Below are 25,936 nucleotides of genomic sequence, written 5' to 3' on the forward strand. Positions count from 1 at the left end.
CGTATAGGTAAGGCTGCTTACATAAGCGGCACGATGAGTTTGAGGAGAGCGATGCGATGAAGATCCTCGTCCCCGTGAAGCGGGTGATCGACTACAACGTGAAGCCGCGCGTGAAAGCTGACGGGTCCGGTGTTGATCTTGCGAACGTCAAGATGAGCATGAACCCGTTCGACGAGATCGCTGTGGAAGAGGCGTTGCGCCTCAAGGAAGCCGGGAAGGCCGAGGAAGTCGTCGCTGTCAGCATCGGGCCGGCCAAGGCGCAGGAAACGTTGCGGACCGCGCTCGCCATGGGCGCCGACCGGGCGATCCTGGTCGAGACCGACGAGCAGGTCGAGCCGCTGGCCGTCGCCAAGATCCTGAAGGCCGTGGCGGAGGAGGAAGGTCCGGGCATCGTGATGCTGGGCAAGCAGGCCATCGATGACGACTCCAACCAGACCGGACAGATGCTCGCCGCGCTGATGGACCGGCCGCAGGGCACCTTCGCCAGCAAGGTGGAAATCGATGGCGACCACGTTTCCGTCACGCGGGAGGTCGATGGCGGGCTGGAAACCGTGCGGCTGGCCATGCCGGCGATCGTGACCACCGACCTTCGCCTGAACGAGCCGCGCTATGCCTCGCTGCCCAACATCATGAAAGCGAAGAAGAAGCCGCTCGATAGCAAGTCCCCCGCCGATTACGGCGTCGACGTTTCCCCGCGCCTTACCACTACCAACGTTTCCGAACCCCCGGTCCGCCAGGCGGGCGAAATCGTGGAAGACGTGGATGCGCTGGTGGCGAAGCTGAAGGCGCTCGGCGTCGCCTGAACGACCCCGTGCGCGCGAACCGAACGGGAATGAGGTAGGATTGATATGACCGCACTAGTAATCGCAGAACCGCATGGCGACGACGTCGCCGACGCGACGCTCGCCACCGTCACCGCCGCCGCGAAGCTCGGCGGTGATGTCCACGTGCTCGTGGCAGGGTCCGAGGCCGCCGCGCAGGCTGCCGCGAAGGTGGAAGGCGTATCAAGGATCCTGCATGCCGGCGGGGACGCGTATGCGCACGGTCTTGCGGAAAACATGGCTCCGCTGATCACCAGCCTGGCCGACGGTTACGACGCGATCCTCGCCCCCGCCACCACTACCGGCAAGAACATCCTGCCTCGCGTGGCCGCGGGACTCGACGTGATGCAGGTGTCGGACATCATCAGCGTGGAAGGCCCCAGGACCTTCACCCGCCCGATCTACGCCGGAAATGCCATAGCCACGGTCGAAAGTTCCGATTCCAAGCTCGTCGTAACGGTGCGCACCACGGCCTTCGACAAGGCCGAGGCCGAGGGTGGCAGCGCGTCGGTGGAAAGCGTCGACGGGCCCGGGGCGGCCGGCACCAGCGAATTCGTCAAGCTGGATGCGGTAGAGAGTGAACGCCCCGAACTTACCAGCGCCGGGATCGTCGTTTCGGGGGGCCGGGCGTTGAAGGATGGCGAAACGTTCGAGGAATACATCACCCCGCTTGCCGACAAGCTCGGCGCCGCCATCGGCGCCAGCCGTGCCGCGGTGGATGCCGGTTACGTGCCCAACGACTACCAGGTCGGTCAGACCGGCAAGATCGTCGCACCCGAAGTCTATATCGCCATCGGTATCTCCGGCGCGATCCAGCACCTCGCCGGCATGAAGGATTCCAAGACGATCGTCGCAATCAACAAGGATCCCGATGCACCGATCTTCCAGGTCGCCGATCTCGGCCTCGTCGCCGACCTGTTCAGCGCCGTCCCGGAACTGACCGAGAAACTCTGAAGCGGCGGGTTGCATCGATCCGAGAATTCCCCCTAAGCTTCCGGCATCGGGGGGATTATTCATGGGGCGATTCACAGTCGCAGCCGCGATTGCGGCTATCGCAAGTCCAGTCACGTCGGGGGCGAGCGCATTCGCGCAGACCGGCGACGCGCCCACGGCCCAGCTCGACGGGAGGACGCGCGAGGCCATCGCCGAGGGCAGGTTATACCTGCCCGACGGCGTGTGGCGCCTCACGCGATCCGAAGATGGCTGCAACATTCAACGCGATTTCATCCGCGATGACGCGCGCGTCACTCTCGCCATGCGGCAGCAACCCGCCGGTCCCACCGAATTTTCCCTGATCGGAGCCGGTTTCGAAATTGGCGATGATCTGGAAGCCGGTTTCGTACCGGGCACCGGACTGACCCCGTTCACCTATCTCCGGCGCGCCTCCATCGGCGATCGTCATGGCGTGATCTACACCGGTGCGATGTTCGGAGACGGCCAGGCAATCAGTCAAACGGGGGCGGCGAACATGCGCTATTACGTGGCGCAGGCGAAACGCACCGAACCGGTAGTCCTTTCGACCGGTCCGCTTGGCCAGGCGCTCGCCGCGTTGGTGGATTGTCAGGGGCAGATCCTGGAAAGCCTGGGCGTCGATCTCGCTGTCCAGCGCACCCTTTCGCAAAACGTCGAACTCACCAATGTTGGTGCGCTGATAGATGCGTTCGAGAACGAGTATCGCGGGCGGCTGCTGCGGCAGAGCGGGCGCGGTGCGATCACCGTGTTTTATGTCGTCGATGCCGACGGGAAGATGACGCACTGCCGCTCCACCGACAGGCTGATGTCGGCTGAATTGCGTCAGCTGGTCTGCGACACCATGACAGAGGTCGCCCAGTTCACCCCGGCGCGAACGGCGCAGGGCGAGGCTGTCACCGGGTACATGACGCAAAGCATAAACTTCACCTTTTCGCTGTGGCCCGGCGCCAACGGACAACGCCGCCGCTAGATGAACCGGGTGACTGCGTGGATAACCACGCCCACCAGTCCGCCGACGAGCGTGCCGTTGATGCGGATGAATTGCAGATCGCGGCCGACGGCGCCTTCGATTCGCCCCGTTACGGTCCGCGCGTCCCAGCCCTTTACCGTGGTTGAGACGAGTCCGACGATCTGTTCCCCGTAACGGTTGACGACACCCACCAGCGTGCGGCGGGCGAAGCGGTTCACCTGCAATTGCAGCGCCGGATCGCTGCGCAGCGTCTCCCCCAGTTCGGAAAGGCTGCTGCCGAGCTGCCCGCCCAGGGCACGCCCCGGATCGCGGATCGTGTCGATCAGCGCATGACGTATGCGCTCCCACACGCCCATCCACCACGCGGAAACGGCTGGATTGGCGAGCAGGTCGTTCTTCATCGCCTCCACCTTGGCGCGGGTGGCGGGATCGTGCTGAAGATCGCGCGCCAGCTTCTGCAGACCTTCCTCGACCTTGCGGCGCAGCGGATGCTGCGGATCGACCAGAACTTCCGCCAGCAGACGATAGAGCCCGTCCAGCACCGAATTGGCTATCCGGCCGTCCAGCCCGGCCCAGCGAATCAGCGAATTCGCCCGCTGCTGCACCATGTCGCGGACCATGTCCTCATTGTCTTCCAGCGCGAGGCCCGCCCAGCGGATCAACCCGTCGATCAACGGGCGGTGGCGGTCGTCCGCAATGGCCGCCTCCAGCATCTGTCCCAGCAAGGGCGCGACATTGATCTTCTCGGCCTGCCGCGCCAGCCCGGCCTTCACCTGTAGCCCGAGCCGATCGGGATCGAGCGATTCGAGCAGTTCAACCATCAGTTCACCGGCACCCGCGCGAAAGCGCCCCTCGCCGCTCTCGCCGCTGCGCTTCAGAAAATCGCCGGCGGCGCGCGCCACGTTCATCTCGCGCATCCGCCGCGCGACGACGACCGGGGTTAGGAAGTTCGAGCGCAGAAAGACCGCCATCGTATCGGCGATCCTGTCCTTGTTCTCCGGTATGATGGCTGTGTGCGGGATGGGAATGCCGAGCGGATGCCGAAACAACGCGGTCACCGCGAACCAGTCGGCCAGACCGCCGACCATCGCCGCCTCCGCAAAGGCGTGGACGTAGCCCCAGGCAGGGTTTGCGCCCAGCATCCCCTGGGTGATGACAAAAAGACCCGCCATCGCCACCAGGAGGAGGGTCGCCGTAACGCGCATCCGCCGCGCACGGTCGGGCGACAGCGAAGCGCCGGGGAGCGGGGCGGGGGGTTGCCTATTCGGCAGGTCGCGGCTCCGCGCTGGTTGTGGCGTCGTCGCCCGGCCGGTAGGTCAGCAACCGATCGCGAAGCCACGGGCCAAGGCGCTTTTCCATGCCATCGGCAAGGCTGAACCCGGCGGGCACGATCAGCAGCGTCAGCAGCGTCGACAGGCACAGCCCCCCGATCACGATCATTCCCATCGGCTGACGCCACGCCCCGTCGGCGCTGAGCGCCAGCGCCGTCGGGATCATCCCGGCCGTCATCGCCACGGTGGTCATGACGATGGGCTGGGCGCGCTTGTGCCCGGCGTCGAGGATGGCAGCACGCTTCTCCACCCCGTCATCCATTTCCTCGATGGCGAAATCGATCAGGAGGATGGAATTCTTGCCGACGATGCCGAACAGCATGAGGATGCCGATGAAGACAGGCAGCGACAACGGCTTGTCGGCCGCCAGCAGGAGCAGCAGGCCGCCGAGCGGAGCGAGGAAGAGCGAACCCATGTTGACGAGCGGAGAGACGAAGCGGCGGTAGAGCAGCACCAGCACCGCGAAGACGAGCAGCACGCCGGTGATGAGCGCGCCCGAGAACGCCGACTGCATTTCCTGCTGTATCTCGTCCTCGCCGATCGCCGGACTCGTGACGCCCGTCGGTAGGTTCTGCATGATCGGCAGCTTCTGGATGGCGGAGGTCACATCGCCCCGGGCATAGCCCGCCGCCACGTCGGCGCTTACGAAGGTGCGGCGGTTCTGATCATAGCGCTCGATCGCGGTCGGTCCCATGCCGAAGCTGATGTCGGCGACCCGTTCGAGAGGCACCGATCCGCCGGCGGCGGTGGGCACGGGCAGGTTGCGGATCGTTGAAAGGTCGCGCCGCTGTTCCTCGGCCAGGCGCACGCGTATCGGCACCTGCCTGTCCGACAGCGAGAACTTGGCCGCGTTCTGGTCGATGTCGCCGAGCGTGGCGATACGGATCGCCTGGCTCAGCGCGGTGGTCGTGACACCGAGGCTGGCGGCGAGTTCCTCGCGCGGCTGAACGAGCAGCTCGGGCCGCTGAAGGTCGCGCTCCACCCGTGGCGCCACCGCCCCGGGCACGCTCTTCATCTGATCGGCCAGTGTCTCGGCCGCCTCGTTCAGCAGATCGGGTTCGGATCCCGCGAGCATGATGGAGATGGCGCGGCCGGTACCGCTGCCGCCGCCCGGGCCGTTCTGGTCCTGGAAGTTGATCCGGGCATCGGGAAACTGCTGAAGAACGGGGCCGAGTTCGCGTTCGAACTCCAGGCTGCTGCGTTCGCGATCCTCGCGCAGCACCAGACGCACCATGCCGCTGCCCTCGTTCACGATGCCGAGGGCAAGGGCCACCTCCTGTTCCTGCTGCAAGCGGTCGGCGACGCGGGTGACGACGGCGTCGGTCTGTTCCAGCGTGGTGCCGGGCACCATCTCTATCCGCACCATCGAGAAGTCGCTGTCGGTGGAGGGGAAGAACTGCGCGGGCATGGTGATGATCGTGAAGACCGTCATCGCCAGCGCGCCGGCACCCACGCCGAGCATCCAGACGCGGTGATCGGCGAACCGGGCGCGCAACCGGGCCTTGCGGTTGACGAACCAGGCATGGAACCCTCCGCCACCGCCGCGCGCGAGCTGAGCCAGGACGAAACCGACCAGCTTGGCGGCCAGCCAGCCGCCGATCCCGGCGGCGAAGATCGCGAGGCTCATCACGATGACGACGAGAACGAAGCCACCAAGCTGCGCCCCGAGATCCGGCAGCGCCGAGAGACGATCCTTCCAGAACCCGAGATCCATCGCTCCCGACAGGGCCGGGGTGGTGAACCAGAAATAGAGCACTGCGGCAAAGCCGGCGATGCCTGCGACCGTGATGAGCAGGAACAGCGGCGCCGCCATCACGCCGTAACGCGCTCGGAAGGGCGCCCTGCCCAGGGCGCGCACCCGGTCCCGCAGGCCGCTGTCGTCGAGCGACCAGTGCAGCACGCGCATGTAGAGATCCATCGCCCGGCCCTCGCCGTGGGTTGCATGACCCTTCGCCTCGAGGAAGTAGGCGGCGATCATCGGCGTGATCATGCGCGCAACGGCCAGACTCATGAGCACCGAGGCAACCACGGTAAGGCCGAAATTCTTGAAGAAGATGCCCGTGATACCCGGCATCAGACCCACCGGCAGGAACACCGCGACGATGGAGAACGTGGTCGCGACGACGGCGAGGCCGATCTCGTCCGCCGCATCAATACTGGCCTGGTAGGCGCTCTTGCCCATGCGCATGTGGCGCACGATGTTTTCGATCTCGACGATGGCATCGTCGACCAGCACGCCGGCCACCAGCCCCAGCGCCAGCAGGCTCATCGTGTTGAGGGTGAAGCCGAACCAGACATCCATGAACCAGAATGTGGGGATCGCCGAAAGCGGAATGGCGAGCGCGGCGATGATGGTGGCGCGCCAGTCGCGCAGGAACAGGAAAACGACGATGACCGCGAGGATCGCCCCCTCCACCATGGCGGCGATGGAGCTCTCGTACTGCGCCTTGGTATAGTCGACCTCGGTGAACAGCCGGGTGAAGCTGACGCCGGGGTTCTGCTCCTCGATCTCGTGCAGGGCCTCGACGACCCCGTCATATACGGTCACGTCGGACTCGCCGCGGGCGCGGGTGACGGAGAAGGTGACGACCTGCTCCCCGTTCAGCTTGGCGAGCGAACTGACCTCGCCATAGGAATCGGTCACGCGGGCGATGTCGGCGAGCTTGATCGTCGAGCCGTTGAGCGGAATCTGCGCCTGGGAGAGTTCGTAGGCGGTTTGCGAATTGCCCAACACGCGCACCGACTGGCGCGATCCGGCGATTTCCGCCTGCCCGCCGGCAGCGTTGATGTTGAGCTGTCTCAGCGCCGCGTTCACCTGGCTGGCGGTGAGGCCGAGCGCCTGCATCTTCGCAGGATCGAGAATGACCAGGATTTCCCGGTCGACGCCGCCATTGCGATTGACTTCGGCCAGGCCCGGCACGTTCAGCAATCGCTTGGTAACGGTATCGTCGATGAAATAGCTCAGCTGCTCGATCGTCATGTCGTCGGCCTCGACGCCGAAATAGACGATGGGGCGGGAGCTGGTCTGCTGCTTGAACACGCGCGGTTCGAGTATTCCGTCGGGAAGTTCGCCGCGGATCTGGTCGACCGCGCTCTTAACCTCGCTGACGGTGGCGTCGATATCGGTGCCGAGTTCGAACTCGATCACGGTCGTCGAATTGCCCTCGGACGCAGTGGAGCGGATGCTTTCCACGCCTTCCAGCGTCTGCACCGCCGCTTCCACCCGCTGCGTGATCTGGTTGACGACTTCGGACGGCGCGGCGCCGGGTTGGGAGATGCTGACGATTGCGACCGGAAACTCGATGTCCGGATTGTTCTGCACGTCCATGCGCGAGAAGCTGACTATGCCGGCGAGCGTCAGGCCGATGAAGGCCAGCAGGGGGACGATCGGGTTGCGGATCGACCAGGAGGATATGCGGTTGAGGTCCATTGGCGGGTCGGTTCGCTTTATTTGCCGGCCATGACCGGGCGCACCGTTTCACCCTCGGTGAGGAAGGCGCCGGCCCGCAGGACGACCTTTTCCGAGCCGTCTAGGCCGGACGAAATCGCAAGACCGTCATCGGTGATCATGCCCACCTCGACATTGCGCCGCTCGATCTTGTCTTCGCCGTTGACGATGAGGACATAGCTGCCCTCGTCATCCGACAGGACCGCGCTTTCGGGAAGCCGGGGCGCGACGAGAGTGCCGCTGGCGATGGTCGCCGTCGCGAAGCCGCCCGGTCGCAGGGCCGGATCGTAGGAGAGGGCCACCCGCACCGTGCCCTGGCGGTTCTGCTCGTCGATGGTGGGGGAAACCTGCCACACCTGGCCGGTGAAGCTCTGGCTGCTGCCCGTTGGCGTCACGCGGGCGGTCGCGCCGACCGGTATCTGCGCCAGCTCCTCCTCGCTGACCTGCGCCAGCATCTCCATCTCGCCGCCGCGGGCGATCGAGAACAGCGTGCCCGAGCCGGGGCTGACGACCTGGCCCGGTTCGACATTGCGCTCCAGCACGAGACCGGCGGCGGGGGCGACGATGTTGAGCTGCGCGTTGCGCGCCTGTCGTTCGTTGAGCTGCGCCCGGGCCACCCGGACGCGGGCGACTGCGGCATCGCGCGTCGCGGTCAGTTGGTCGATGTCCGCCTGGCTGATGAAGCCCCGGTCTACAAGGCGCAGCGCGCGGTCGAGGTTGGCCTGCGCAAGATCGGCGTCAGCCTGCGCCACCTGGATCTGCGCGGCCTGGCTTTCGGCCTGCTGGTTCTGCACCGAGCGGTCGATTACCGCCAGCACCTGCCCCTGACGCACCCACTGCCCTGCCTCGACGGGGACGAAGGTAACGCGCCCGCCTTCGCCGACCACGCCGACCGGCATTTCGCGCCGCGCCGCCAGCGTACCGGTGGCGTTGATCGTTCCTTCCAGCGTCGCCGCGCCGGGAGCGAGCACCGTGACCGCGGCAAGCGTACCGTCCTCCTCGGGCGCAAAGGCGGTTTCCTCTTCGCCCCCCGAGAACATCAGCGCGGCGATCAGCGCGCCGGCGAGAATGACGGCGAGCACGATGAACAGGCGGCGACGCTGGCTACCCTTTTCCTCGGCCAACGCCTCTTCCTCGAGAACGCGACCGTCCATCACGATGCGGTCGGCGGGTTCGGCGCTGTCCATCCTGGTTTCGTAATTCATCGGCCTGATGCCTTGTCATCTCGGGCGCCTGGCGGGGGCGCGTTGCGACGGCCGGACAGGTCCGGCGTTCGCCCCGCCATAGCGCCAAGCGGGCAGGCGGCGCAACGCACCCTTCTGCCAAACCGCGATCCCCGCCGACGAAAACCGTCCCGCCATACGAAAGGGCGGGAAACTTGCGTGAGTTTCCCGCCCCCGAATGCGGACATTCCCTCAGTTCAACAAGGCATTACCGCACGCGACCGCGCTGGATCAGGTTGGCGATGCCGAGCAGTACGATCGCGCCAACCAGGCTCATCAGCAGGCCGGGAATGCTGAATTCGGTCAGCGTCGAGCCAACACCGATCAGCGAACCGATCCAGCCGCCAAGAAGAGCGCCGATCAGACCGACGACGATGTTCCAGAAGATGCCCATTGAAGCGTCGCGGCCCATGATCATGCTGGCAATCCAGCCAATGATACCACCGACGATAATCGCGATAATCCAACCCATATCCGTTACTCCCTTCTCCTTAGGCCCCTGTCGAGGGGGAACGGAGAAAGAAACGCGGATGCACCCGCGACGTTCCGAAAGCCGCGCGGGCTCGGGGGTTTGGCTGATCGTGTATTCGCGAAAAACGGCGCAATGTGGCCATAAAGTAAGTTACGGGGGATCGGGAGATTCAGTACTTCAGCTGCCGCTCGTAGAGGTCGCGATAGTGCTGGATGCGGGTCACGCGGAGACCCTGCATGCCCGACCGGTCGACGGCGCGCTGCCAGCCGGCGAATTCTTCCAGCGTCAGGTTGTAGCGTTCGAGCACCTCGTCGATGGTCAGCAGGCCGCCATTGACCGCAGCGACGACCTCGGCCTTGCGCCGGACGACCCAGCGCTTCGTCTTCGGAGACGGCAGATCGGCGATGGTCAGCGGTTCCCCGAGGGGACCGATCACCTGCGCCGGTCGGATTTTCTGGTTCTCGATCATGTACTTCCTCGGCTGGCCGTTTGGTCGCGGTCGGCGCGCGGACCGGCATCCGGCCCCTCGACGCGGCCAGTTTTGCGGCGCTGGCATTTGCCATTGCCTAAACCATTGGGGTTAACGTCCTGTTTCTCCGGCCTTCGAACCACGTGGCCCGTACTCCCGGCATGCGGTTCGCCGAGAGCGGCGATGTGCCGGGCGAAGGCGGCATCGAAACTGGCGGGATCGGTTTTCCGGCCGCCCGACGCCGACGCAAGTTCCGCCCGCAATTCGCGTGCCGCCGCCAGTCTGGAGACGAGGTCCGACCAGGTCACCCGGCGCAGGGACTCCCGCCCCGCATCCGGACCGACCGACTCGCGCGAATGCGCGGCTTCGGGCTGTTTCCCCTCGAACATGGATCGAAGCGATAACCGCCAAGGGTCAAGATCGGGTAAAGCCGCAAATCGCGACGAAAACGGGGATAGAATGTGCCGGCAGGTCAGCGGCTCGCAAGTTCCCCGCGATCCCTGCCCGCCGCCCGCGTGGATGCCTTGGCGTAGCCGGCGCGGGCGTGTATGGCGGCGCAACCCGCCCCATGACAGATGCCTGCCTTTCTCCTTGCACGGTTAACGCCGCGCCCGAATTCGCCGCCATGACGCCCGGCGACGCCGCGCATCTGTTCGATCTGCCGCGAGACGCGTCTAGCTGCCGCATCGTGGTCGCCATGTCGGGCGGAGTGGACAGTTCGGTCGTCGCCGCACTGGCCGCGAAAAGCGGTGCCGAGGTCATCGGCATAACACTCCAGCTCTACGATTACGGGGCGGCTACAGGGCGCAAGGGGGCCTGCTGCGCGGGCGACGATATCGCCGATGCCCGCAAGGTCGCCGACCGGCTCGGTATCGCCCACTACGTCTTCGACCATGAAAGCCGCTTTCGCGAAGAGGTGGTAGAGACTTTTGCCGACGAATATCTCGCCGGCCGAACCCCCATACCCTGCATTCGCTGCAACATGGGCCCCAAATTCACCGATCTGCTGCGCATGGCGCGCGAGCTGGGTGCGGACTGCCTCGCCACGGGCCACTACGTGCGCCGCGTACCGGGCGATGCCGGGGCCGAACTGCACCGCGCCCGGGATCCCGCGCGCGACCAGTCCTATTTCCTCTACGCAACGACGGGAGAGCAACTCGATTATTTGCGCTTTCCGCTCGGCGGACTACCCAAGGATGCGGTACGCGCCATCGCCGCCGAATCCGGTCTGGCCGTGGCCGGAAAGCCCGACAGCCAGGACATCTGCTTCGTCCCCGACGGCGATTACGCAAAGATCGTGAAGGCGATGCGCCCACAGGGCGGGCGTGCCGGCATGATCGTCCACGCCGAGACCGGCGCTCAGCTGGGGCAGCACCCGGGCGTCATCCATTATACGGTCGGCCAGCGCCGCGGGCTGGAAATCGGTGGACAGGCCGAACCGCTCTACGTCGTGGGCCTCGACCCCGAAGCGGCGCAGGTTCTGGTCGGTCCGCGCCGGATGCTGGCGGTGGCGAGCGCGCGCGTGATCGAAAGCAATCGCATCGGGCCCATGCCGCGCGAACCCCTTTCAGCCAAGGTACGTTCGATGGCGAAGCCGGTGCCGGTCATGCTGGAAGGGGAGCCGGGTGACGGGCGCGCCGTGACCCTTCGTTTCGAAACCCCCGAATACGGCGTCGCCCCCGGACAGGCGGCGGTAATCTACGCCGGGGAGCGGGTGGTCGGCGGCGGCTGGATCGATTCGACCGTCAAAGCCTGAGCGCTATCCTTCCCAGCGCGCCAGCGTGCAGCCATACCCTTCGCGCCAGGTCGCCGTATTGCTCGCCACCAGCGGCACATAGGCGGTAACGCTCTTCGCTTCTTCGTCCTGGCTCAACCAGATGGCGCCCATGCCGTCGATGAAATCGTCCTTGCAACTCGATAGCGAGCGTCCGGCGATGAACCGACAGGAGCAGGCGTTCTTGGCACCGTATGCGGTTCCCGCGGCGCTCAGCCCCATGATCGGGGCGCGGTAGTACCAGAACGTGCCGGCCAGCACCGCCGAGACCAGCAACAATGCCTTGAACCATGCGCCGCCCCGCCTGCTGCCGGCCCGTTTTGCGGTTGCCATTCTTAGTGTCCTGCCAGAAAGAGAGCGCGCCGATGCCGCGTCGCAAGTTCCCTAGCCGCCCCGCCCTTCGCTCGCCAGCCCTGCTGGCAGGCCTGCTGGCGCTCGGCGCATGTTCGCAGGATGGTCCCCCGCCCGAACCGCCATTGCCACAGGAGGCCCTTGCCGCCGTCGCCGCCGATCCCGGCGTGCCGCGCGAACGCCTCGCCCGCGCGGTCGACGACTTGTTCGCGGCCGAGGGTATCGGCGAAACGCGGGCGGTCGTGGTGATGCATGACGGCGAGGTCGTGGCCGAACGCTATGCCGAGGGCTTCAATGCCGAAACGCGCTTTACCGGCTGGTCCATGTCGAAGACCGTCACCGGCCTCGTCATCGGCATGATGGTGGCGGACGGTCGCCTGCGCCTCGACGATCCGGCCCCGGTCGCGCGCTGGCAGCGTCCCGGCGATCCGCGCGGCGAGATCACCCTGCGCCATCTGCTGCAGATGCGCTCCGGTCTGCGGCACAAGGAAGCGGTGGAACCGCTCTACACCTCGGACGAGGTACGGATGCTGTTCCTCGACGGGCGTGACGACATGGCAGCCTGGGCGGAGGCGCAGCCGCTGGAGCACGAACCGGGTTCGACCTTTGCCTATTCCACCGCCACGAGCGTGATACTGGCCGACATCGCCACCGATACCATCGCGCCCGGCGCCGATGCCGACAGCCGTCAGCGCGCGATGGCCGAGTTCGTCGAAGCGCGGCTCGCCGTTCCACTGGGTCTGCGCTCGCTGGTGGGCGAGTACGATGCGAGCGGTACGCTGGTGGGCGGCAGCCATTTCTGGGCGACGGCCCGCGACTGGGCAAGGCTCGGCGAATTCCTCCGCCACGGCGGGTCGGTCAAGGGTGCGCAGATCGTCCCGCGTCGCTGGATCGAGTTCATGCGCGGGGAAAATCCCGCCGCTCCCGACTACGGTGCGCAGATGTGGCTCAACCACCCCTCCGGTTCGGATCGCACGGTCCTGTTTCCCGATCAGGCGCCCGAAACGGTCTTTGCCGCAGTCGGTCATCTGGGCCAGTATCTGATCGTCTCCCCCGAACAGCGCCTGACCGTCCTGCGCGTCGGCAAGACCGGGCACGAGGCGCAGCCGGTTCTGCGCGAAGAACTGGGCGATATCTTCGCGCTCTATCCGTCGCGCTAGCCCTCAGGGCAGCCGGAAGCGTCCTTCCACCACCGTCACGCAGTGCCCGCCGAGGACGGCCCGGTCCCCGTCGATGCGGCAGGCGATGTCGCCACCGCGCGCGCTCGCCTGATGCGCGGTGAACCTGTCACGACCCAGCTTGTCGGCCCAGTAGACGGTCAGTGCCGCGTGGGCCGACCCGGTGACAGAATCCTCCGGCACGCCGGCACCGGGCACGAACACTCGGCTCACCACGTCCGACGCGGTGCCGCGCGCGGTGCAGATGAACATGGTGTCGCCGTGACTGGCCAGCTGCGCCATGTCAGGGTCGAGCGCGCGCACCGTCGCCTCGTCGCGATAGAGCGCGATGACATAGCCGCGTCCGTCGTAAAGCGCTTCTTCAGGCTCGCGATCGAGACCTGCCAGCATTCCTTCCGGCACTGCATCCCGGACCCGTATGGCCGGCAGTGCGAGCTCGTATCCGCCGGCCCCGTCGCGCCGTACCTCCAGCATGCCGGACTTGCGGGTCGCGAAGGTCACGCTCTCGCGCGCTTCGTCGCCCTCCAGCATCGCGTGGCCCGAGGCGAGCGTCGCATGTCCGCACAAGGCCACCTCGCAGGCCGGTGTGAACCAGCGCAGTTCGTAATCGGCGGCGTCAGAGCCGGACGGAAGAAGAAAGGCGGATTCGGCGAACAGGTTTTCCGCCGCCACCGCCTGCATGACACGGTCGTCGGGCCAGGCGTCGACCACCACCACCGCCGCCTGATTGCCGGCGAAAGGCGTTCCGGCGAAGGCGTCGACATGCCAGTAGGGGATGGTGTTGCCGGTCATCAGCTATTCCTCAGCTCCTTGAATTCGTCCGTCTCGGCGAGCGGATTGTCGGGTTCGTCGACATGGCCGCGCGGATCGATATGCACGACCAGTTCGAGGTTGGGGAAGCGCGCATGCAGATCTTCCTCGACCCGGTCGATGATGTCGTGCGCCTCGGCCACGCTCATCGAGCCGGGCAGGTCGACGTGGAACTGCGCGAAGTCGCGGTCGCCGCTGGTGCGCGTGCGCAGGTCGTGAAGGTTCGAAAGCTCCGGGTGACGCGCTGCCGCTGCCACGAAGGCGCGGCGCTTCTCGTCGTCCCATTCGCGGTCCATCAGGTGATCGACAGCCTCCGCCGACGCGGCCCAGGCGTTCCACAACAGCCAGGCGGCAATGGCGATGCCGAACAAGGGATCGGCCTGCCGGAAGCCGAGATACTGGTCCAGCGCCAGCGCGGCGATCACGGCCAGGTTCAGCAGCAGATCGGACTGGTAATGAACCGAATCGGTGTGGATCGCGACCGAGCCGGTACGCCTGACGACGTGCCGCTGCCAGGCCACCAGCGCCAGCGTCACCGCGATCGCGATCAGCGACACGGCGATGCCCTGCTCCGCCCCTTGCGTCTCGCTCCCGCCCAGCAGGCGAAGCACGCCGCGAAAGGCTATGGCCCCCGCCGACAGCACGATCAGGATGACCTGGAACATCGCCGCCAGCGCTTCCGCCTTGCCGTGGCCGAAACGGTGCTCCCGGTCCGCCGGCTGGGCGGCGAACCACACCGCGAACAGGGTGGCGCAGCTGGCCACCAGATCGAGCCCCGTATCGGCGAGACTGCCGAGCATGGCGGTGGACGAGGTCTGCCATACCGCCCACAGCTTCAGAACGCCCAGCACCAGTGCCGCGGCGATGGACGCCATTGCGGCGCTCCGGGTCAGCGAGGCGCGTGTTTCGGTCATACGGGCGTGCTCGGCCCCCTCACGGATAGAGCAGCGTGCTGGTCCACGCTTCCTCCTCGCCCGCGCGGGTGTAGCGGCGGCGGTCGTGCAGGCGGTTGGGCCGGTCCTGCCAGAACTCGATGGCGAGCGGGGTCATGCGAAAGCCCGTCCAGTGCGACGGGCGGGGCACCTCGCCCGCGTCCTCGTACCGCTCGCGCAGCGCCTCGACCCGGTCGGTGTAGGTCCGCCGCCCGTCGAGCGGCCGCGACTGGTCGCTCGCCGCGCTGCCGACCTGGCTGACGAAGGCGCGCGAGTGGAAGTAGGCGTCGGCCTCCGCCACGCTCACCTCGGCCAGCCTGCCTTCGATGCGGACCTGGCGACGCAGGCTCTTCCAGTGGAACAGCAGCGCGGCCTGCGGATTGCTGGCGATCTCGCCGCCCTTGCGGCTGTGGGCGTTGGTGTAGAACACGAAGCCGTCCTCGCCATGCCCCTTCAGCAGCACCATCCGCACCGACGGCGCGCCGCCGCGGGTGGCGGTGGCGAGCGCCATCGCGTTGGGATCGTTCGGCTCGCTCTGCCGGGCTTCGGCGAACCAGGCGTCGAACAGCGCGAACGGGTCGGTTTCGGGCAGGGCCGTCTCTTCGCCGCGGTCGCTACCGGGCATGGCAAGCCTCCAAGGTGTGACAGGTGTGACAGTGTCCTGTGCGCAAAAGCCCGCCGCGCATCCCGGGCGGGATCGAGAGCGAGGGGAGTGGGGGCCGCATCATAGCGCAGCGGACCTAACGCGCCCGGCGCGCGTAGGAAAGGGCCACTTGCCTTCGCCCGTCGCCTTACCTAGCTAACACACCCGTATGGCCGATCCCTATTCCACCCTCGGCGTAAGCCGTTCCGCGACCGAATCCGACATCAAGTCGGCCTACCGCAAGCTCGCCAAGGAGCTGCATCCCGATCGCAACAAGGACAATCCGCAGGCGGCGGAGAAATTCTCCAAGGTCACCAACGCCTACGATCTGCTGTCCGACAAGGACAAGCGCGCCCAGTTCGACCGGGGGGAGATCGACGCGGACGGCAATCCGGCCATGCCCTTTGGCATGGGCGGCGGCGCGGGCGGCTTCGGCGGGGCGCGGCCCGGGGGCGGCGGACAGCGCGGCTATTCGGCGCGCGACTTCCAGGGTTTCCAGGGCGCAGAGGAAATGGATCTCGGCGACCTGTTCGAAGGTCTGTTCGGTCGCCGCGGCGGCCCCGCCGGCGGGGCGCAGCCGGGCGGCGCCGGTTTCGGCGGAGCGGGGCAGCGCACCCGGCAGGCGCCCCCGCGCAAGGGGGCCGACATCCGCTATACGCTGTCGGTGCCCTTCGTCGATGCCGCGACGCTCGCCAAGCAGCGCATCACGCTGGCGGACGGCAAGACCATCGACCTGTCCCTGCCCGCCGGCGTGGACGACGGCACGCAGATGCGACTCAAGGGCAAGGGCCAGGCGGGTCCGGGCGGCGCGGGCGACGGGCTGGTGGTCATCGACGTGCAGCCCCATCCCTTCTTCGAGCGGGATGGCAACGACGTGCGGCTCGACCTGCCCATCACGCTCGACGAGGCGGTGAACGGAGCCAAGGTGCGCGTGCCCACGGTGGACGGGCCGGTCATGCTGACGGTCGCGCCGGGAAGCGGATCGGGCCGCACGCTGAAGCTGACGGGCAAGGGTTTCACCCGCAAGACCGGCGGGCGCGGCGATCAGCTGGTCAAGCTGCAGATCCACCTTCCTGACGACGTTTCGGAGCTTGCCGGAAAGCTCGAGGGATGGCGCGATACCGGCAATCCGCGCGCCGACCTGGGCGTGTGATCCCGGACCGCCCCGGCCCCCGTCCTCGACTTGCCGCGCGGCGCTGCTAGAACCGGGCTGCGATGGCGCCACCCGGACTCACCCAAGAAAGCGCGCAGCCCGGCCCCCCGCGGCCCGACTACTCGCCCGAGGCCCGCCGCCGCGCGGCGCTGGCCGACGCGCAGGATCCCGGTCGGCTCGAACGGCTCAAGAATCGCTACGGGCCGGGCACGAGGGCGTGGGACATCCTGAAACGGGTCGCCGCCGGGTGCTTCAACGACGGTCTGATCCATGCCGGCAACCTCGCCTACATGTCGGTGTTGGCGATCTTTCCCTTTTTCATCACCGGAGCGGCGATCTTTTCCGTCATCGGGGAAGAGGGCGAACGCGCCGCCACGATCAACGCCATCCTCACCGCCCTGCCGCCCGTGGTGGGCGAGGTGATCGGCCCGGTCGCGCGCAGCGTGGTCGATGCGCGCAGCGGCTGGCTGCTGTGGGTGGGCGGCCTGTTCGGCCTGTGGACCGTCGGCAGCCTGGTCGAAACGATTCGCGACATCCTGCGCCGCGCCTACGGCACGCATGCGACGCAGGCCTTCTGGAAGTACCGCATCTTCTCGACCGGGATCATCCTTGCCGCCATGTTCATGCTGATCCTGTCGCTGATCGCGCAGGTGATGATCGGCGCCGCGCAGGAAGTGATCGCGGCGTATTTCCCGCAGCTCAACGACGCGCTCGGCCAGCTCGCCTGGTCGCGCATCGTTCCGGCAGCGGGGCTTTTCGGATCGATCTACCTGCTGTTCTACGCGCTGACGCCGGCCAATTACCGCACCAGGCGCTATCCCAAATGGCCCGGCGCGCTGCTGGTCACATGCTGGTGGCTGACCGTGACCATCGCCCTGCCGCCGGTGCTGCGCAGCCTGTTCAGCTACAACCTGACCTACGGATCGCTGGCCGGCTTCATGATCGCGCTTTTCTTTTTCTGGCTGGTGGGCCTAGGGATGGTCGCCGGCGCCGAGCTGAACGCGGCGCTGGCCGAAACCCCGGAGGAAGAACGCAACCGGGTGGGCCAGGCGGACGACCGGGCACGAGCGGCGGCCGCGGCTGAACACGAACAGGAGACGCAGCAGGCATGACGTCAGGGCTGATGGCAGGAAAGAAGGGCCTCATCATGGGGCTGGCGAACGACAAGTCGCTGGCCTGGGGCATCGCGAAGAAGCTGCACGAGGCAGGCGCCGACATGGCCTTTTCCTATCAGGGAGAAGCGCTGAAGAAACGCGTCGGGCCGCTTGCCGAGCAGGTCGGCAGCGATTTCCTCATTCCCTGCGACGTTTCCGACATGGAGGCGATGGACACCGCCTTCGCCGAGATAGAAAGCCGCTGGGGCCGGCTCGACTTCCTCGTCCACGCGATCGGCTTTTCGGACAAGAGCGAACTGCGTGGCAGGTATGTCGATACCAGCCTCGATAATTTCCTGATGACGATGAACATTTCCGCCTACTCGCTGGTCGCCGCCGCCAAGCGCGCCGCCCCGCTGATGGCTAAGGGCGGCAGCATCGTCACGCTGACCTATTACGGCGCGGAAAAGGTCGTGCCGCATTACAACGTCATGGGCGTCGCCAAGGCCGCGCTGGAGACGAGCGTGCAGTATCTCGCCAACGATCTGGGACCGGACGGCATCCGCGTGAACGCGATCAGCGCCGGCCCGATCAAGACACTGGCGGCAAGCGGGATCGGCGATTTCCGCTACATCCTTAAATGGAACGAGCTCAATTCGCCGCTGCGGCGCAACGTCTCCATCGAGGATGTCGGCGGGGCGGGGCTGTATTTCTGTTCCGACCTGTCATCGGGCGTAACCGGAGAGACGCACCACGTCGATGCGGGCTATCATGTCGTCGGCATGAAACAGGAAGACGCGCCGGATATCGCGCTGAGCTGACCGGGCCGGTGGCCCCGGCCCGTCGCCTCATTGCGGCGACTGCGCGGGCGGAATGGCGTCGAGCGGCCGGGGGCCGTCATCCTCGTCGCCTTCGAAACTGGGCGGCGGCAGATCCTGCGGCGGGATGCGGCTGGGATCGACGATCTCCGCCGGCGGCGCCGCGGGATCGACCGTCTCGTCGCCCACGGGCCGTTCCTGCGCGGCGCGGCGGCGGGCGAGTTCGGCATCCTCCAGCTCCTCCACGCGCGCCTGCGTCGCCGCGGCTTCGGCGTCGATCTCGGCCAGGCGTTCGTTGCGCGCTTCCGCGATCAGCTGGCTGAAGCGAACGTCGCTCCCCTGTGCGCGCTCCTGATAGGCGGCCTCGATCATCTCGACCGTGCAGCCAAGATCGCCGCCCGCGCCCACCGGCGTGCAACTGAGCGGACCGAACTCGCCGATCGTCTCGAGGCTGCGCGCGCGAGCCGCCCACGCCTCGTTCTGCGGCGAATCGCTCTGACGCAGGCGCTCGGGAATGCGATAGCGCTCGCTCTCGTCCATTCGCGCGCAGACCGTGATGGTATCGTCGGTCGATTGCGGGCATTCGTCATCGCCGTAGATGATGACCTGGTTGATGCGGTCGCCGGGCTGGTCCTGCGCGGCGGCGGGAGCGGCGGCGGCAAGGCCGGCCAGACCGGTCAGGGCGGTGGCGGCGGTCAGGAACAGGTGGCGGGTCATTGTCGTCCTCTCGGGAGGGTTCGGGTCATGCGCCAGATCAGCGCCTTTCCCGTTTAACGCGCGATGAAGGCCGGTTGTTTCCGCGCTTCCCCCGGGCAACCCGTCAGATCTTCTTCGAGATGCCGATCGCGGCCTTGCAGCCCAGCCGGATCGCGGCGGACAACAGCGGATAGCCGGGCGCGCGCTCTGCGCCCGCCTCGAGTGCCGCGTCGCGGTGTTCGCGCTCGTCCTCGCGGAAGCGTTCGATCATGTCGGCAAGCTCGGGATCGTCGCCGTCCGCTTCGAGCGTTTCCAGCTGCGCTGAGTAATGGCGGTCGATCTCCTCCTCCACCGCGGCGGTGCAGGCCATCGCCGCCTCCGGTCCGATCAGCGCGGTGACCGCGCCCAGCGCGTAACCGGCACGGTCCCAGAACGGCTGGAGGATCGTGGGGCGCACGCCGCGCCGGGCCATCAGCGCGTCGAATTGCGCGCGGTGGCGCTTCTCCTGCTCGGCCATGCCGCGGATTTCCGCCGAGTGCGGGCCGCGGTCGCCCATGACGGCGAGCTGCCCGGCATAGATCCGCGTCGCGCCGAATTCGCCGGCCTGGTCGACGCGGATCATCTCTTCGCGGGTCTTGCGGTTCGTCTCGGTCATGCGCGCGTCTCCCTGGCCAGCAGCAACACCCATATGGCGATTGCGCCGCCCAGCGAAAGGAGCGCGTTGAACCCGGCGAGCGAGATGCCGAACAAGGTCCAGGCCGGTTCGTCGCAGCGGACGAAATCGAGCGAGGTGAAATCGCCCGTGCCCGCGCATCCCGGCCCTTCCCACCAGCGATATTCGACGCCGGCATGGAACACCCCGATCAGGCCCGACACCGCGATGGCAAGCCCCGCCAACGCGATCCACGCCCGGCGCGGCGGCAATACGGTCGAAACGAGGCCGATCAGGATCGCCGCGAAGTGCGGATAGCGTTGCCACCAGCACATCTGGCACGGGGCGAGGTCGAAGCCGTATTGCCCGACATAGGCACCGGCCAGCAGCAGCGCGGGAATGCCGAGGGCAAGGCGCTGCGCAAGTTTGTCGGAGGGAGATAGCGGGGTCATGCGCGCCTTATCGGGAGGCACGAGGCACGAGGCAATGCGTTTGTTTGGCGGGCGCCGCGCAGCCACGCCCGCCAGACGGATTACCTCGAAGCCACGCCGCGCCCCGCCGTGCGCCTCAGCGTGCGGGCGGCGTAGTCGAGCTGGAAGTCGTCGATCCCCTGTTCCTCCAGCTGCGCGGCCGTAAGCTGGAAGCGCGGATCGTCCATCCGGTCGCGTTCGAGCGCCTCGTCCTCCCGGCCTACCTCGCCGACCAGATGGCCGCGAAGGTCGCTTTCGCGCAGCGCGTAGCGCTGGCGGCGCGCGGCGTCGGGATCGGACAGCTGCGGGACGCGGATGTCGGGTTCGATCCCGCCTTCCTGCACGCTGCGGCCCGAGGGGGTGTAGTAGCGCGCCGTGGTCAGCTTGAGCGCGGTGTCGCGGGTCAGCGGCAGCAGCGTCTGCACGCTACCCTTGCCGAAGCTGCGCTCTCCCATCACCAGCGCGCGGTGATGATCCTGCAGCGCCCCGGCGACGATCTCGCTGGCCGAGGCGGAGCCTTCGTCGATCAGCACGATGATGGGCAGACCTTCGGCGACATCGCCGCGATAGACGCTCTCGGCATCGTAGTAGATCGTGTCGCGCCGGCTGCGTCCGCGCTGGGAGACGATCTGCCCGTCGGCCAGGAACAGGTCGGACAGTGCCACCGCCTCGTCCAGCGCGCCGCCCGGGTTGCGCCGCAGGTCGAGCACGATGCCGTTCAGCCTGCCGGTCGCCTCGGTCCGCAGGGCGGCGAGCGCGTCGCGCACGTCGCTGCCGACGTCGGCGGAGAATTCGTTGACGCTGATATGACCGATATTGCCGTCCAGCAGCTCGTGCGTCACCGGTTCCAGTTCGATCACGCCGCGCGTCACGCTGACCTCGAACGGATCGTCGCGACCGGGACGGAAGATGGTCAGCTCGATCGCCGAACCCGCCGGCCCGCGCATCTGCGCGACCGCTTCGTCCAGATCCAGTCCGTAGATCAGCTTGCCGTCGATATGGGTGATGAAATCGCCGGCCTTGATGCCGGCGGCATCCGCCGGGCTGCCCTTGAACGGGCTGACGACCTTCACCGCGCCCTCGTCCATCTGCACGGAAATGCCGAGACCCTGGTAATTGCCGTCGATCATGGTGTTCAGGCGCTCGAGCGCCGTACCGTCGAGATAGGCCGAGTGCGGATCGAGCGAGGCCAGCATGCCGTCTATCGCGCCGCGAATCAGCGTCTCGTCGTCCACCGGATCCACGTAGCTCGCCTTGATCCGCTGATAGGTGGCGAACAGTTTGGCGAATTCGGGCGAGGCGCGCCCCTCCACCTGCGCGAAACCGGCGGTGGTGGCGGGCAGCAGGGCGACGGCCGTGCAGAGGGCGGCAGCGCGCAGGGTCGGGGCGAATTTCATCTGAGTGGCGTGTCCTTGCCGAAAGAGGCGTGTCCCATGTTTGTCGTTTTATCGCATGGCGGCGCTGAACGCCAGATGAGGCGATCGGGGCGCGCCGTTGCGGGACAGCGCGGCGCTAGCGCAGCAGGCCCAGCGGATTGACCGGCTCTCCGTCCCGGCGCAGTTCGAGCGTCACCGTGGGCTTGTCCGGCCCTGCCACGCCCAGCGGCGCGCCGCCGAGCAGCGTCTCCCCCACCGCTACGTCGGAGCGGGCGAGACCGGTTACGAGACTCGTCCAGCCACCGGCATGCTCGATGATGACGATGCGCCCGTATCCGCGATAGGGCCCGGCAAAGGCGACGCGCCCGGCGGCGGGGGCGACGACCTGGGCGCCGGCAAGCGGGGCGAGCGTCAGGCCCTGGCTCAATCCCGCCTCCACGGGGGCGCCGAAGCCCGTCACCGTGCGGCCGGCCACCGGCAGGATATAGGGCGAGGGCGCGGCGGTTCGGCGGGGCTCGGGAGCCGCCTCTTCCGCGGCATTGCCCGTTTGCGCGAGATCCGGCCGGGCCGGTCGCGGCCGCGGCCCGGGAAGCGCGGCAAGCTGCGCGCGCAAGGAGGCCGCGCGGTCCAGTTCGCCGACCAGCGCATCGAGATCGCGAGCCTCCTCCGCCAGCGCCAGCGCGCGCTCCGCTTCGCGACTGGCGGAGCCGCCGGCAGACCGCGCGGCGAGGCGCTGGCGAGTTTCGATTTCGGCCAGTTCCTCGCGCCGGTTCGCCAGCGTCGCTTCCTCGTTCCGCAGCGCCTGCGCGGCGGCGAGCGCTTCGGCCCGAAACTGGCGCGAGCGCGCGATCCGTTCGCGAAGGCCGCGCGTCTGGCCGCGCACTTCGGGGACGGTGTCGTGCAGCATGGCGCGCAGATAGACCACGTCCTTGACCGAGCCCGGTCGCAGGACGGCAAGCGTGACCGGGCGGCGGGCGAATTGCTGGAGCGCCGCAGTCAGGCGCACCACCGGCTGTTGCTCGCGGCCCAGTTCCTCGCGCAGGGCGGTGCGGCGGGCGTCGATCATCGCGATGCGCGCGCGCGCCGCGGCGATCCCTTCCTCGGCCTGCTGGATCCGGGCGGCCAGCGCGGCGGCCTTGCTGGCGGCACGTTCGGCGGCATCCTTCGCCGCCTGAGCCCGGGCCTCCAGCCGCACGCTGCGCGCCTCGGCGGCGCGGCGCCCCTCCAGCGCAGCGGCGAGCGCGGCGCGGGTTTCGCCCGGATCGTCGTAGAGCGTGGCGCGCTGCCCCTTCGCCCCGGTCGAAACCAGGGCGGCGGCGAACAGGGCTATGGCCCCGGTTAACAGCAGCAGGCGGTGCATGGCGGGCCTATCCTGCCCGATGATAGGGGTGGCCGGCAAGGATCGCCGTCGCGCGGAACAACTGTTCCATCAGCATGGCGCGGGCAAGCAGATGCGGCCAGGTGGCCCTGCCGAACGCGACCAGCAGATCAGCCTCCGCACGCTCGGCATCACTGTGCCCGTCCGCCGCGCCGAGCACGAAGCGACATTCGCGCATCCCATCGTCGCGCCAGCGTTCCAGGTGACGGGCGAGCTGTTCGGAGGACAGGTCGCGGCCCTTCTCGTCGAGCAGCACCGTGCGATACGGCGTCAGCGGGTCGGCGACCCTGCCCCCGGTTTCCGGCAGTTCGGTCAGCCTGAGCGGCCAGGCAATTCGCTTCTCGTACCGCTCGACCAGTTCGGCTTCGGGCGAGCGGGCGATCTTGCCGCGCGCGATGACGTGTAGGAGCATGGGCCTGGCCGGTCGGTTTCCCGCACGCGAAGGCGGCTAGTTCCCGACCGCGCTCTTCGCCTCGCCATCCTCGCCGAAGCCCCACATCCGCTCGAGATTGTAGAAGCTGCGGACCTCGGGGCGGAACAGGTGAACCACGACGTCGCCCGCGTCGATCAGGACCCAGTCTGCCGCCGGCAGCCCTTCGATGCGCGGGGCCGGTTCGCCCGAATGCTTGATCTTCTCGGCGAGCTTCTGCGCCATCGCGGCGACCTGCCGGGTCGAGCGGCCCGAGGCGACGATCATGTGATCGGCGATCGAACTCTTGCCCTCGAGCGGGATCGAGACGAGGTCGATCGCCTGGTCGTCGTCGAGCTGGGTGAGGATCAGGTGATGCAGCGAGCCGGGCTCGGCATCGGGAAGGGTATCGTTATCGGGCATGGAATAGGGGGTGGCTTTCGCGGCGGAACCGGTTTGGCTGGCTTCGATCATCGCTACGAGAGATGCTCCTGTGCAGTGCGAATGGGGAATACCCAGTGGCGCGCGGCAGCATCATTGCGTCCGCACCCCCGCGATATGGGAAGGTTCGCCAGGTTTTATAAGGGTATGCGTCACATCGTCCCTCGGGGCCGCGCCGGTCATGGCGTCGGACCAGTCGGGATCCGCACGGCGCAACTGGGTGGCCGAGCGCGGATCGGGATCGAAACGCAATTCAATCAGCGCAGGTGCGCTCCATTCGCGCCGGTTTCCAAGACGGGCCGCGGGCAACCGGTAACGTCGCAGCCATGCCCTAGCGGGGCTCGCCAGGGCCTCGCCATCATATCCGGGCCGGGCGATGACCGCAATCGGCATTTCCCGGGCAATGGTGCGCCAGTCCTTCCAGCGGTGGAATTGCGCGAGATTGTCGGACCCCATCAGCCAGATGAAGCGGCGCCGGGGATAGCGGCGCTTGAGCGCGCGCAGCGTATCGACGGTGTACCGTGTGCCGAGGTCACGCTCGATGGCGGTCACGCGGATCGGCGCGCGGCGCGCCATGCGCTTCGCCGATCGCACGCGGGCCGCAAGCGGGGCCATGCCGGTCTTCGGCTTCAGCGGATTTCCCGGGGAGACGAGCCACCACGCCTCGTCCAGCGCCAAGGCCTTCAGAGCGAACAGGGTGATCCGGCGGTGTCCGCCATGCGCGGGATTGAAGCTTCCGCCAAGAAGGCCGGTGACAGGTCCGGTGCGACGCAAGCGGTCAGTCGTCCTTCGGGGGATCGCCGGCCCTGCCGCCGGAGCGGTAGGAGGATTGCCTCTCGATCATCCAGCCCGGATATTCGGGGCGCAGCGCGCTCGCCTTGTCGAGCCGCTCCATGTCCTCGTCCGACAGCGAAACGTCGACCGCGCCCAGATTGTCCTCCAGCTGGTGCGTCTTCTTGGCCCCGACGATGACGCTGGTGACAACCGGCTTGGCCAGCAGCCACGCCAGCGCGACCTGCGCGACGCTGGCGCCGCGCGCGTCGGCGATCTCGCGCATGATGTCGAGGATGGCGAAACCATGCTCCTTATCGACCGGCGGAAAATCGAAATCGGCGCGGCGGCCCTCGGCCCCCTTGTCGCGGGTGTACTTGCCCGACAGGAACCCGCCGGCGAGCGGGCTCCACACCATCAGGCCGAGGGTCTCGCTCTCCAGCAACGGCACGATCTCGCGTTCGAGCCCGCGACCCACGAGCGAATAATAGGCCTGGAGCGAAACCGGCGCCGCGATGCCCAGCCGTTCGGCGATGCCGAGCGCCTTCGCGATCTGCCAGGCGGCCCAGTTCGACACGCCGACATAGCGCGCGCGGCCCGACGCCACGATCGTCTCGAGCGCGCGCAACGTCTCCTCGACCGGAGCGGCGGGATCCCAGCCGTGGATCTGGTAGAGGTCGACATGATCCATGCCGAGCCGGTCCAGGCTGGCGTCGATGGCGTTCAGCAGGTGTCCGCGCCCCGCGCCACGCTGGTTCACGCCCTCGCCCATCGGGCCGTAGGCCTTCGTGGCGACCACCACCTCGTCCCGCGCGAGGCCGAGGTCGCGGATCGCCTGCCCGGTTATCTTCTCGCTCAGCCCCTCGGCATAGACATTCGCGGTGTCGAGGAAATTGATGCCCCCGTCGATGGCGGTACGCACCATCTGCGTCGCTTCGTCCTGCTGCAGCTTGCCGATCTTCTGCCACATGCCGTCCCCGCCGCCGAACGTCATGGTGCCGAGGCACAATTCGGAAACGAAGAGGCCGGTCCGGCCGAACTGGTTGTACTGCATGTCTGCCATTATCCGTTTTACGCTGAAACCGATCTTCCAAGTCGCGAGAGGCGGGCCGTGTTCCCGAACGTTTCAATTCGCCCCTGCGCGCTCGAATCGAAGCCGCAAACAATAGAGATTCGCCCATCCGGTTCCCGATGAAACGGAAAATTTTTCAGGGCGGGGCACGTTTCATCGCAACTTTTGTTCGACTCGCCCCAAAGGTTAATACCAGCCTATCGACGTAGGGC

The 25,936-nt window shown here is 67.3% G+C and carries 27 protein-coding genes; 8 read left to right on the plus strand and 19 right to left on the minus strand.

The annotated features are described in order from the left end of the window. Nucleotides 1-56 precede the first annotated feature (56 nt). From EG799_RS06730 to EG799_RS06740, 3 genes are all read left to right on the plus strand, one after another. A complete protein-coding gene (locus EG799_RS06730) occupies nucleotides 57-803 on the plus strand; it encodes an electron transfer flavoprotein subunit beta/FixA family protein (RefSeq protein WP_123879688.1) in 747 nt (248 codons plus the stop codon). 45 nt (nucleotides 804-848) lie between these two features. Next, nucleotides 849-1,775, plus strand: coding sequence for an electron transfer flavoprotein subunit alpha/FixB family protein (locus EG799_RS06735; protein ID WP_123879690.1), 927 nt, complete (start codon nucleotides 849-851; stop codon nucleotides 1,773-1,775). Between the two features lie 61 nt (nucleotides 1,776-1,836). After that, nucleotides 1,837-2,763 (plus strand): hypothetical protein, encoded by a 927-nt coding sequence (locus EG799_RS06740; protein ID WP_123879692.1) that lies wholly within the window; start codon nucleotides 1,837-1,839, stop codon nucleotides 2,761-2,763. On the opposite strand, the gene EG799_RS06745 is transcribed toward EG799_RS06740, so the two are convergent. The 6 genes from EG799_RS06745 to EG799_RS06770 all read right to left on the minus strand — a co-directional run bounded on the left by EG799_RS06745 (nucleotide 2,760) and on the right by EG799_RS06770 (nucleotide 10,095). After that, complete coding sequence (locus EG799_RS06745) at nucleotides 2,760-3,968, minus strand: DUF445 domain-containing protein (RefSeq protein WP_123879694.1); 1,209 nt, start codon at nucleotides 3,966-3,968, stop codon at nucleotides 2,760-2,762. The genes EG799_RS06740 and EG799_RS06745 overlap by 4 nt on opposite strands. 55 nt (nucleotides 3,969-4,023) lie before the next feature. After that, nucleotides 4,024-7,524, minus strand: a complete 3,501-nt coding sequence (locus EG799_RS06750) for an efflux RND transporter permease subunit (RefSeq protein ID WP_123879695.1) — start codon at nucleotides 7,522-7,524, stop codon at nucleotides 4,024-4,026. Between the two features lie 17 nt (nucleotides 7,525-7,541). Next, the gene (locus tag EG799_RS06755) at nucleotides 7,542-8,747 is read right to left on the minus strand and encodes an efflux RND transporter periplasmic adaptor subunit (RefSeq protein WP_123879697.1); all 1,206 of its coding nucleotides are present in this window, start codon (nucleotides 8,745-8,747) and stop codon (nucleotides 7,542-7,544) included. Nucleotides 8,748-8,973: 226 nt separating this feature from the next. After that, nucleotides 8,974-9,237, minus strand: coding sequence for a GlsB/YeaQ/YmgE family stress response membrane protein (locus EG799_RS06760; RefSeq protein WP_123879699.1), 264 nt, complete (start codon nucleotides 9,235-9,237; stop codon nucleotides 8,974-8,976). Nucleotides 9,238-9,406: 169 nt separating this feature from the next. Continuing rightward, a complete protein-coding gene (sciP, locus tag EG799_RS06765; protein ID WP_123879701.1) occupies nucleotides 9,407-9,706 on the minus strand; it encodes a CtrA inhibitor SciP in 300 nt (99 codons plus the stop codon). Further along, entirely contained in the window at nucleotides 9,703-10,095 is a 393-nt protein-coding gene (locus EG799_RS06770) for a hypothetical protein (RefSeq protein WP_123879703.1), read from the minus strand. Before EG799_RS06770 ends, sciP begins: the two co-directional genes overlap by 4 nt. Nucleotides 10,096-10,331: 236 nt before the next feature. On the opposite strand from EG799_RS06770, the gene mnmA reads away from it, so the two are divergent. Further along, complete coding sequence (gene mnmA, locus EG799_RS06775) at nucleotides 10,332-11,462, plus strand: tRNA 2-thiouridine(34) synthase MnmA (protein WP_181950915.1); 1,131 nt, start codon at nucleotides 10,332-10,334, stop codon at nucleotides 11,460-11,462. A gap of 3 nt (nucleotides 11,463-11,465) precedes the next feature. Here the strand turns inward: mnmA and EG799_RS06780 are convergent, their stop codons facing one another. Further along, entirely contained in the window at nucleotides 11,466-11,813 is a 348-nt protein-coding gene (locus EG799_RS06780; protein ID WP_123879707.1) for a hypothetical protein, read from the minus strand. Between the two features lie 32 nt (nucleotides 11,814-11,845). Here EG799_RS06780 and EG799_RS06785 point away from each other — a divergent pair, with 32 nt between their 5' ends. Then, on the plus strand, nucleotides 11,846-12,991 hold the full coding sequence (locus EG799_RS06785; protein WP_123879709.1) for a serine hydrolase domain-containing protein: 1,146 nt from the start codon (nucleotides 11,846-11,848) through the stop codon (nucleotides 12,989-12,991). A 3-nt stretch (nucleotides 12,992-12,994) separates the two neighbouring features. Here EG799_RS06785 and EG799_RS06790 read toward each other — a convergent pair whose 3' ends face one another. Genes EG799_RS06790 through pdxH form a run of 3 tightly spaced genes read right to left on the minus strand, consistent with a single transcriptional unit; the run spans nucleotide 12,995 to nucleotide 15,376 of the window. Beyond that, nucleotides 12,995-13,801 carry a PhzF family phenazine biosynthesis protein gene (locus EG799_RS06790; RefSeq protein WP_123879711.1) on the minus strand — a complete coding sequence of 269 codons (807 nt, stop codon included), beginning with the start codon at nucleotides 13,799-13,801 and terminating at the stop codon, nucleotides 12,995-12,997. Next, a complete protein-coding gene (locus EG799_RS06795; protein WP_123879713.1) occupies nucleotides 13,801-14,733 on the minus strand; it encodes a cation diffusion facilitator family transporter in 933 nt (310 codons plus the stop codon). Before EG799_RS06795 ends, EG799_RS06790 begins: the two co-directional genes overlap by 1 nt. 19 nt (nucleotides 14,734-14,752) lie before the next feature. Next, nucleotides 14,753-15,376 (minus strand): pyridoxamine 5'-phosphate oxidase, encoded by a 624-nt coding sequence (gene pdxH, locus EG799_RS06800; protein ID WP_123879715.1) that lies wholly within the window; start codon nucleotides 15,374-15,376, stop codon nucleotides 14,753-14,755. A gap of 187 nt (nucleotides 15,377-15,563) precedes the next feature. Here pdxH and EG799_RS06805 point away from each other — a divergent pair, with 187 nt between their 5' ends. The 3 genes from EG799_RS06805 to fabI all read left to right on the plus strand — a co-directional run bounded on the left by EG799_RS06805 (nucleotide 15,564) and on the right by fabI (nucleotide 18,462). Continuing rightward, on the plus strand, nucleotides 15,564-16,547 hold the full coding sequence (locus EG799_RS06805; protein ID WP_123879717.1) for a DnaJ C-terminal domain-containing protein: 984 nt from the start codon (nucleotides 15,564-15,566) through the stop codon (nucleotides 16,545-16,547). A 62-nt stretch (nucleotides 16,548-16,609) separates the two neighbouring features. Continuing rightward, the gene (locus tag EG799_RS06810; protein ID WP_123879719.1) at nucleotides 16,610-17,659 is read left to right on the plus strand and encodes a YihY/virulence factor BrkB family protein; all 1,050 of its coding nucleotides are present in this window, start codon (nucleotides 16,610-16,612) and stop codon (nucleotides 17,657-17,659) included. Further along, nucleotides 17,656-18,462: an enoyl-ACP reductase FabI gene (gene fabI, locus EG799_RS06815; RefSeq protein WP_123879722.1), complete on the plus strand. Its 807-nt coding sequence runs from the start codon at nucleotides 17,656-17,658 to the stop codon at nucleotides 18,460-18,462. Before EG799_RS06810 ends, fabI begins: the two co-directional genes overlap by 4 nt. A gap of 27 nt (nucleotides 18,463-18,489) precedes the next feature. Here fabI and EG799_RS06820 read toward each other — a convergent pair whose 3' ends face one another. The 9 genes from EG799_RS06820 to EG799_RS06860 form a co-directional block, all read right to left on the minus strand. Continuing rightward, on the minus strand, nucleotides 18,490-19,176 hold the full coding sequence (locus EG799_RS06820; protein ID WP_123879724.1) for a hypothetical protein: 687 nt from the start codon (nucleotides 19,174-19,176) through the stop codon (nucleotides 18,490-18,492). A gap of 103 nt (nucleotides 19,177-19,279) precedes the next feature. Then, nucleotides 19,280-19,810, minus strand: a complete 531-nt coding sequence (locus EG799_RS06825; protein WP_123879726.1) for a demethoxyubiquinone hydroxylase family protein — start codon at nucleotides 19,808-19,810, stop codon at nucleotides 19,280-19,282. Further along, nucleotides 19,807-20,259, minus strand: a complete 453-nt coding sequence (locus EG799_RS06830) for a disulfide bond formation protein B (protein WP_123879728.1) — start codon at nucleotides 20,257-20,259, stop codon at nucleotides 19,807-19,809. The genes EG799_RS06825 and EG799_RS06830 overlap by 4 nt, the downstream gene beginning before the upstream one ends. Nucleotides 20,260-20,339: 80 nt before the next feature. Continuing rightward, the gene (locus EG799_RS06835) at nucleotides 20,340-21,674 is read right to left on the minus strand and encodes a S41 family peptidase (protein WP_123879730.1); all 1,335 of its coding nucleotides are present in this window, start codon (nucleotides 21,672-21,674) and stop codon (nucleotides 20,340-20,342) included. A gap of 115 nt (nucleotides 21,675-21,789) precedes the next feature. Then, a complete protein-coding gene (locus EG799_RS06840; protein ID WP_123879732.1) occupies nucleotides 21,790-23,013 on the minus strand; it encodes a murein hydrolase activator EnvC family protein in 1,224 nt (407 codons plus the stop codon). Nucleotides 23,014-23,020: 7 nt separating this feature from the next. Next, a complete protein-coding gene (locus EG799_RS06845) occupies nucleotides 23,021-23,443 on the minus strand; it encodes a 23S rRNA (pseudouridine(1915)-N(3))-methyltransferase RlmH (protein ID WP_123879734.1) in 423 nt (140 codons plus the stop codon). Nucleotides 23,444-23,479: 36 nt separating this feature from the next. Further along, nucleotides 23,480-23,863, minus strand: coding sequence for a ribosome silencing factor (gene rsfS / locus EG799_RS06850; protein WP_123882910.1), 384 nt, complete (start codon nucleotides 23,861-23,863; stop codon nucleotides 23,480-23,482). A gap of 111 nt (nucleotides 23,864-23,974) precedes the next feature. Beyond that, nucleotides 23,975-24,655: a nicotinate-nucleotide adenylyltransferase gene (locus tag EG799_RS06855; protein WP_123879735.1), complete on the minus strand. Its 681-nt coding sequence runs from the start codon at nucleotides 24,653-24,655 to the stop codon at nucleotides 23,975-23,977. A 4-nt stretch (nucleotides 24,656-24,659) separates the two neighbouring features. After that, complete coding sequence (locus EG799_RS06860; protein WP_325051107.1) at nucleotides 24,660-25,715, minus strand: aldo/keto reductase; 1,056 nt, start codon at nucleotides 25,713-25,715, stop codon at nucleotides 24,660-24,662. Between the last annotated feature and the right edge of the window lie 221 nt (nucleotides 25,716-25,936).

Source organism: Aurantiacibacter spongiae (assembly GCF_003815535.1).
GTDB classification, from domain to species: domain Bacteria; phylum Pseudomonadota; class Alphaproteobacteria; order Sphingomonadales; family Sphingomonadaceae; genus Alteraurantiacibacter; species Alteraurantiacibacter spongiae.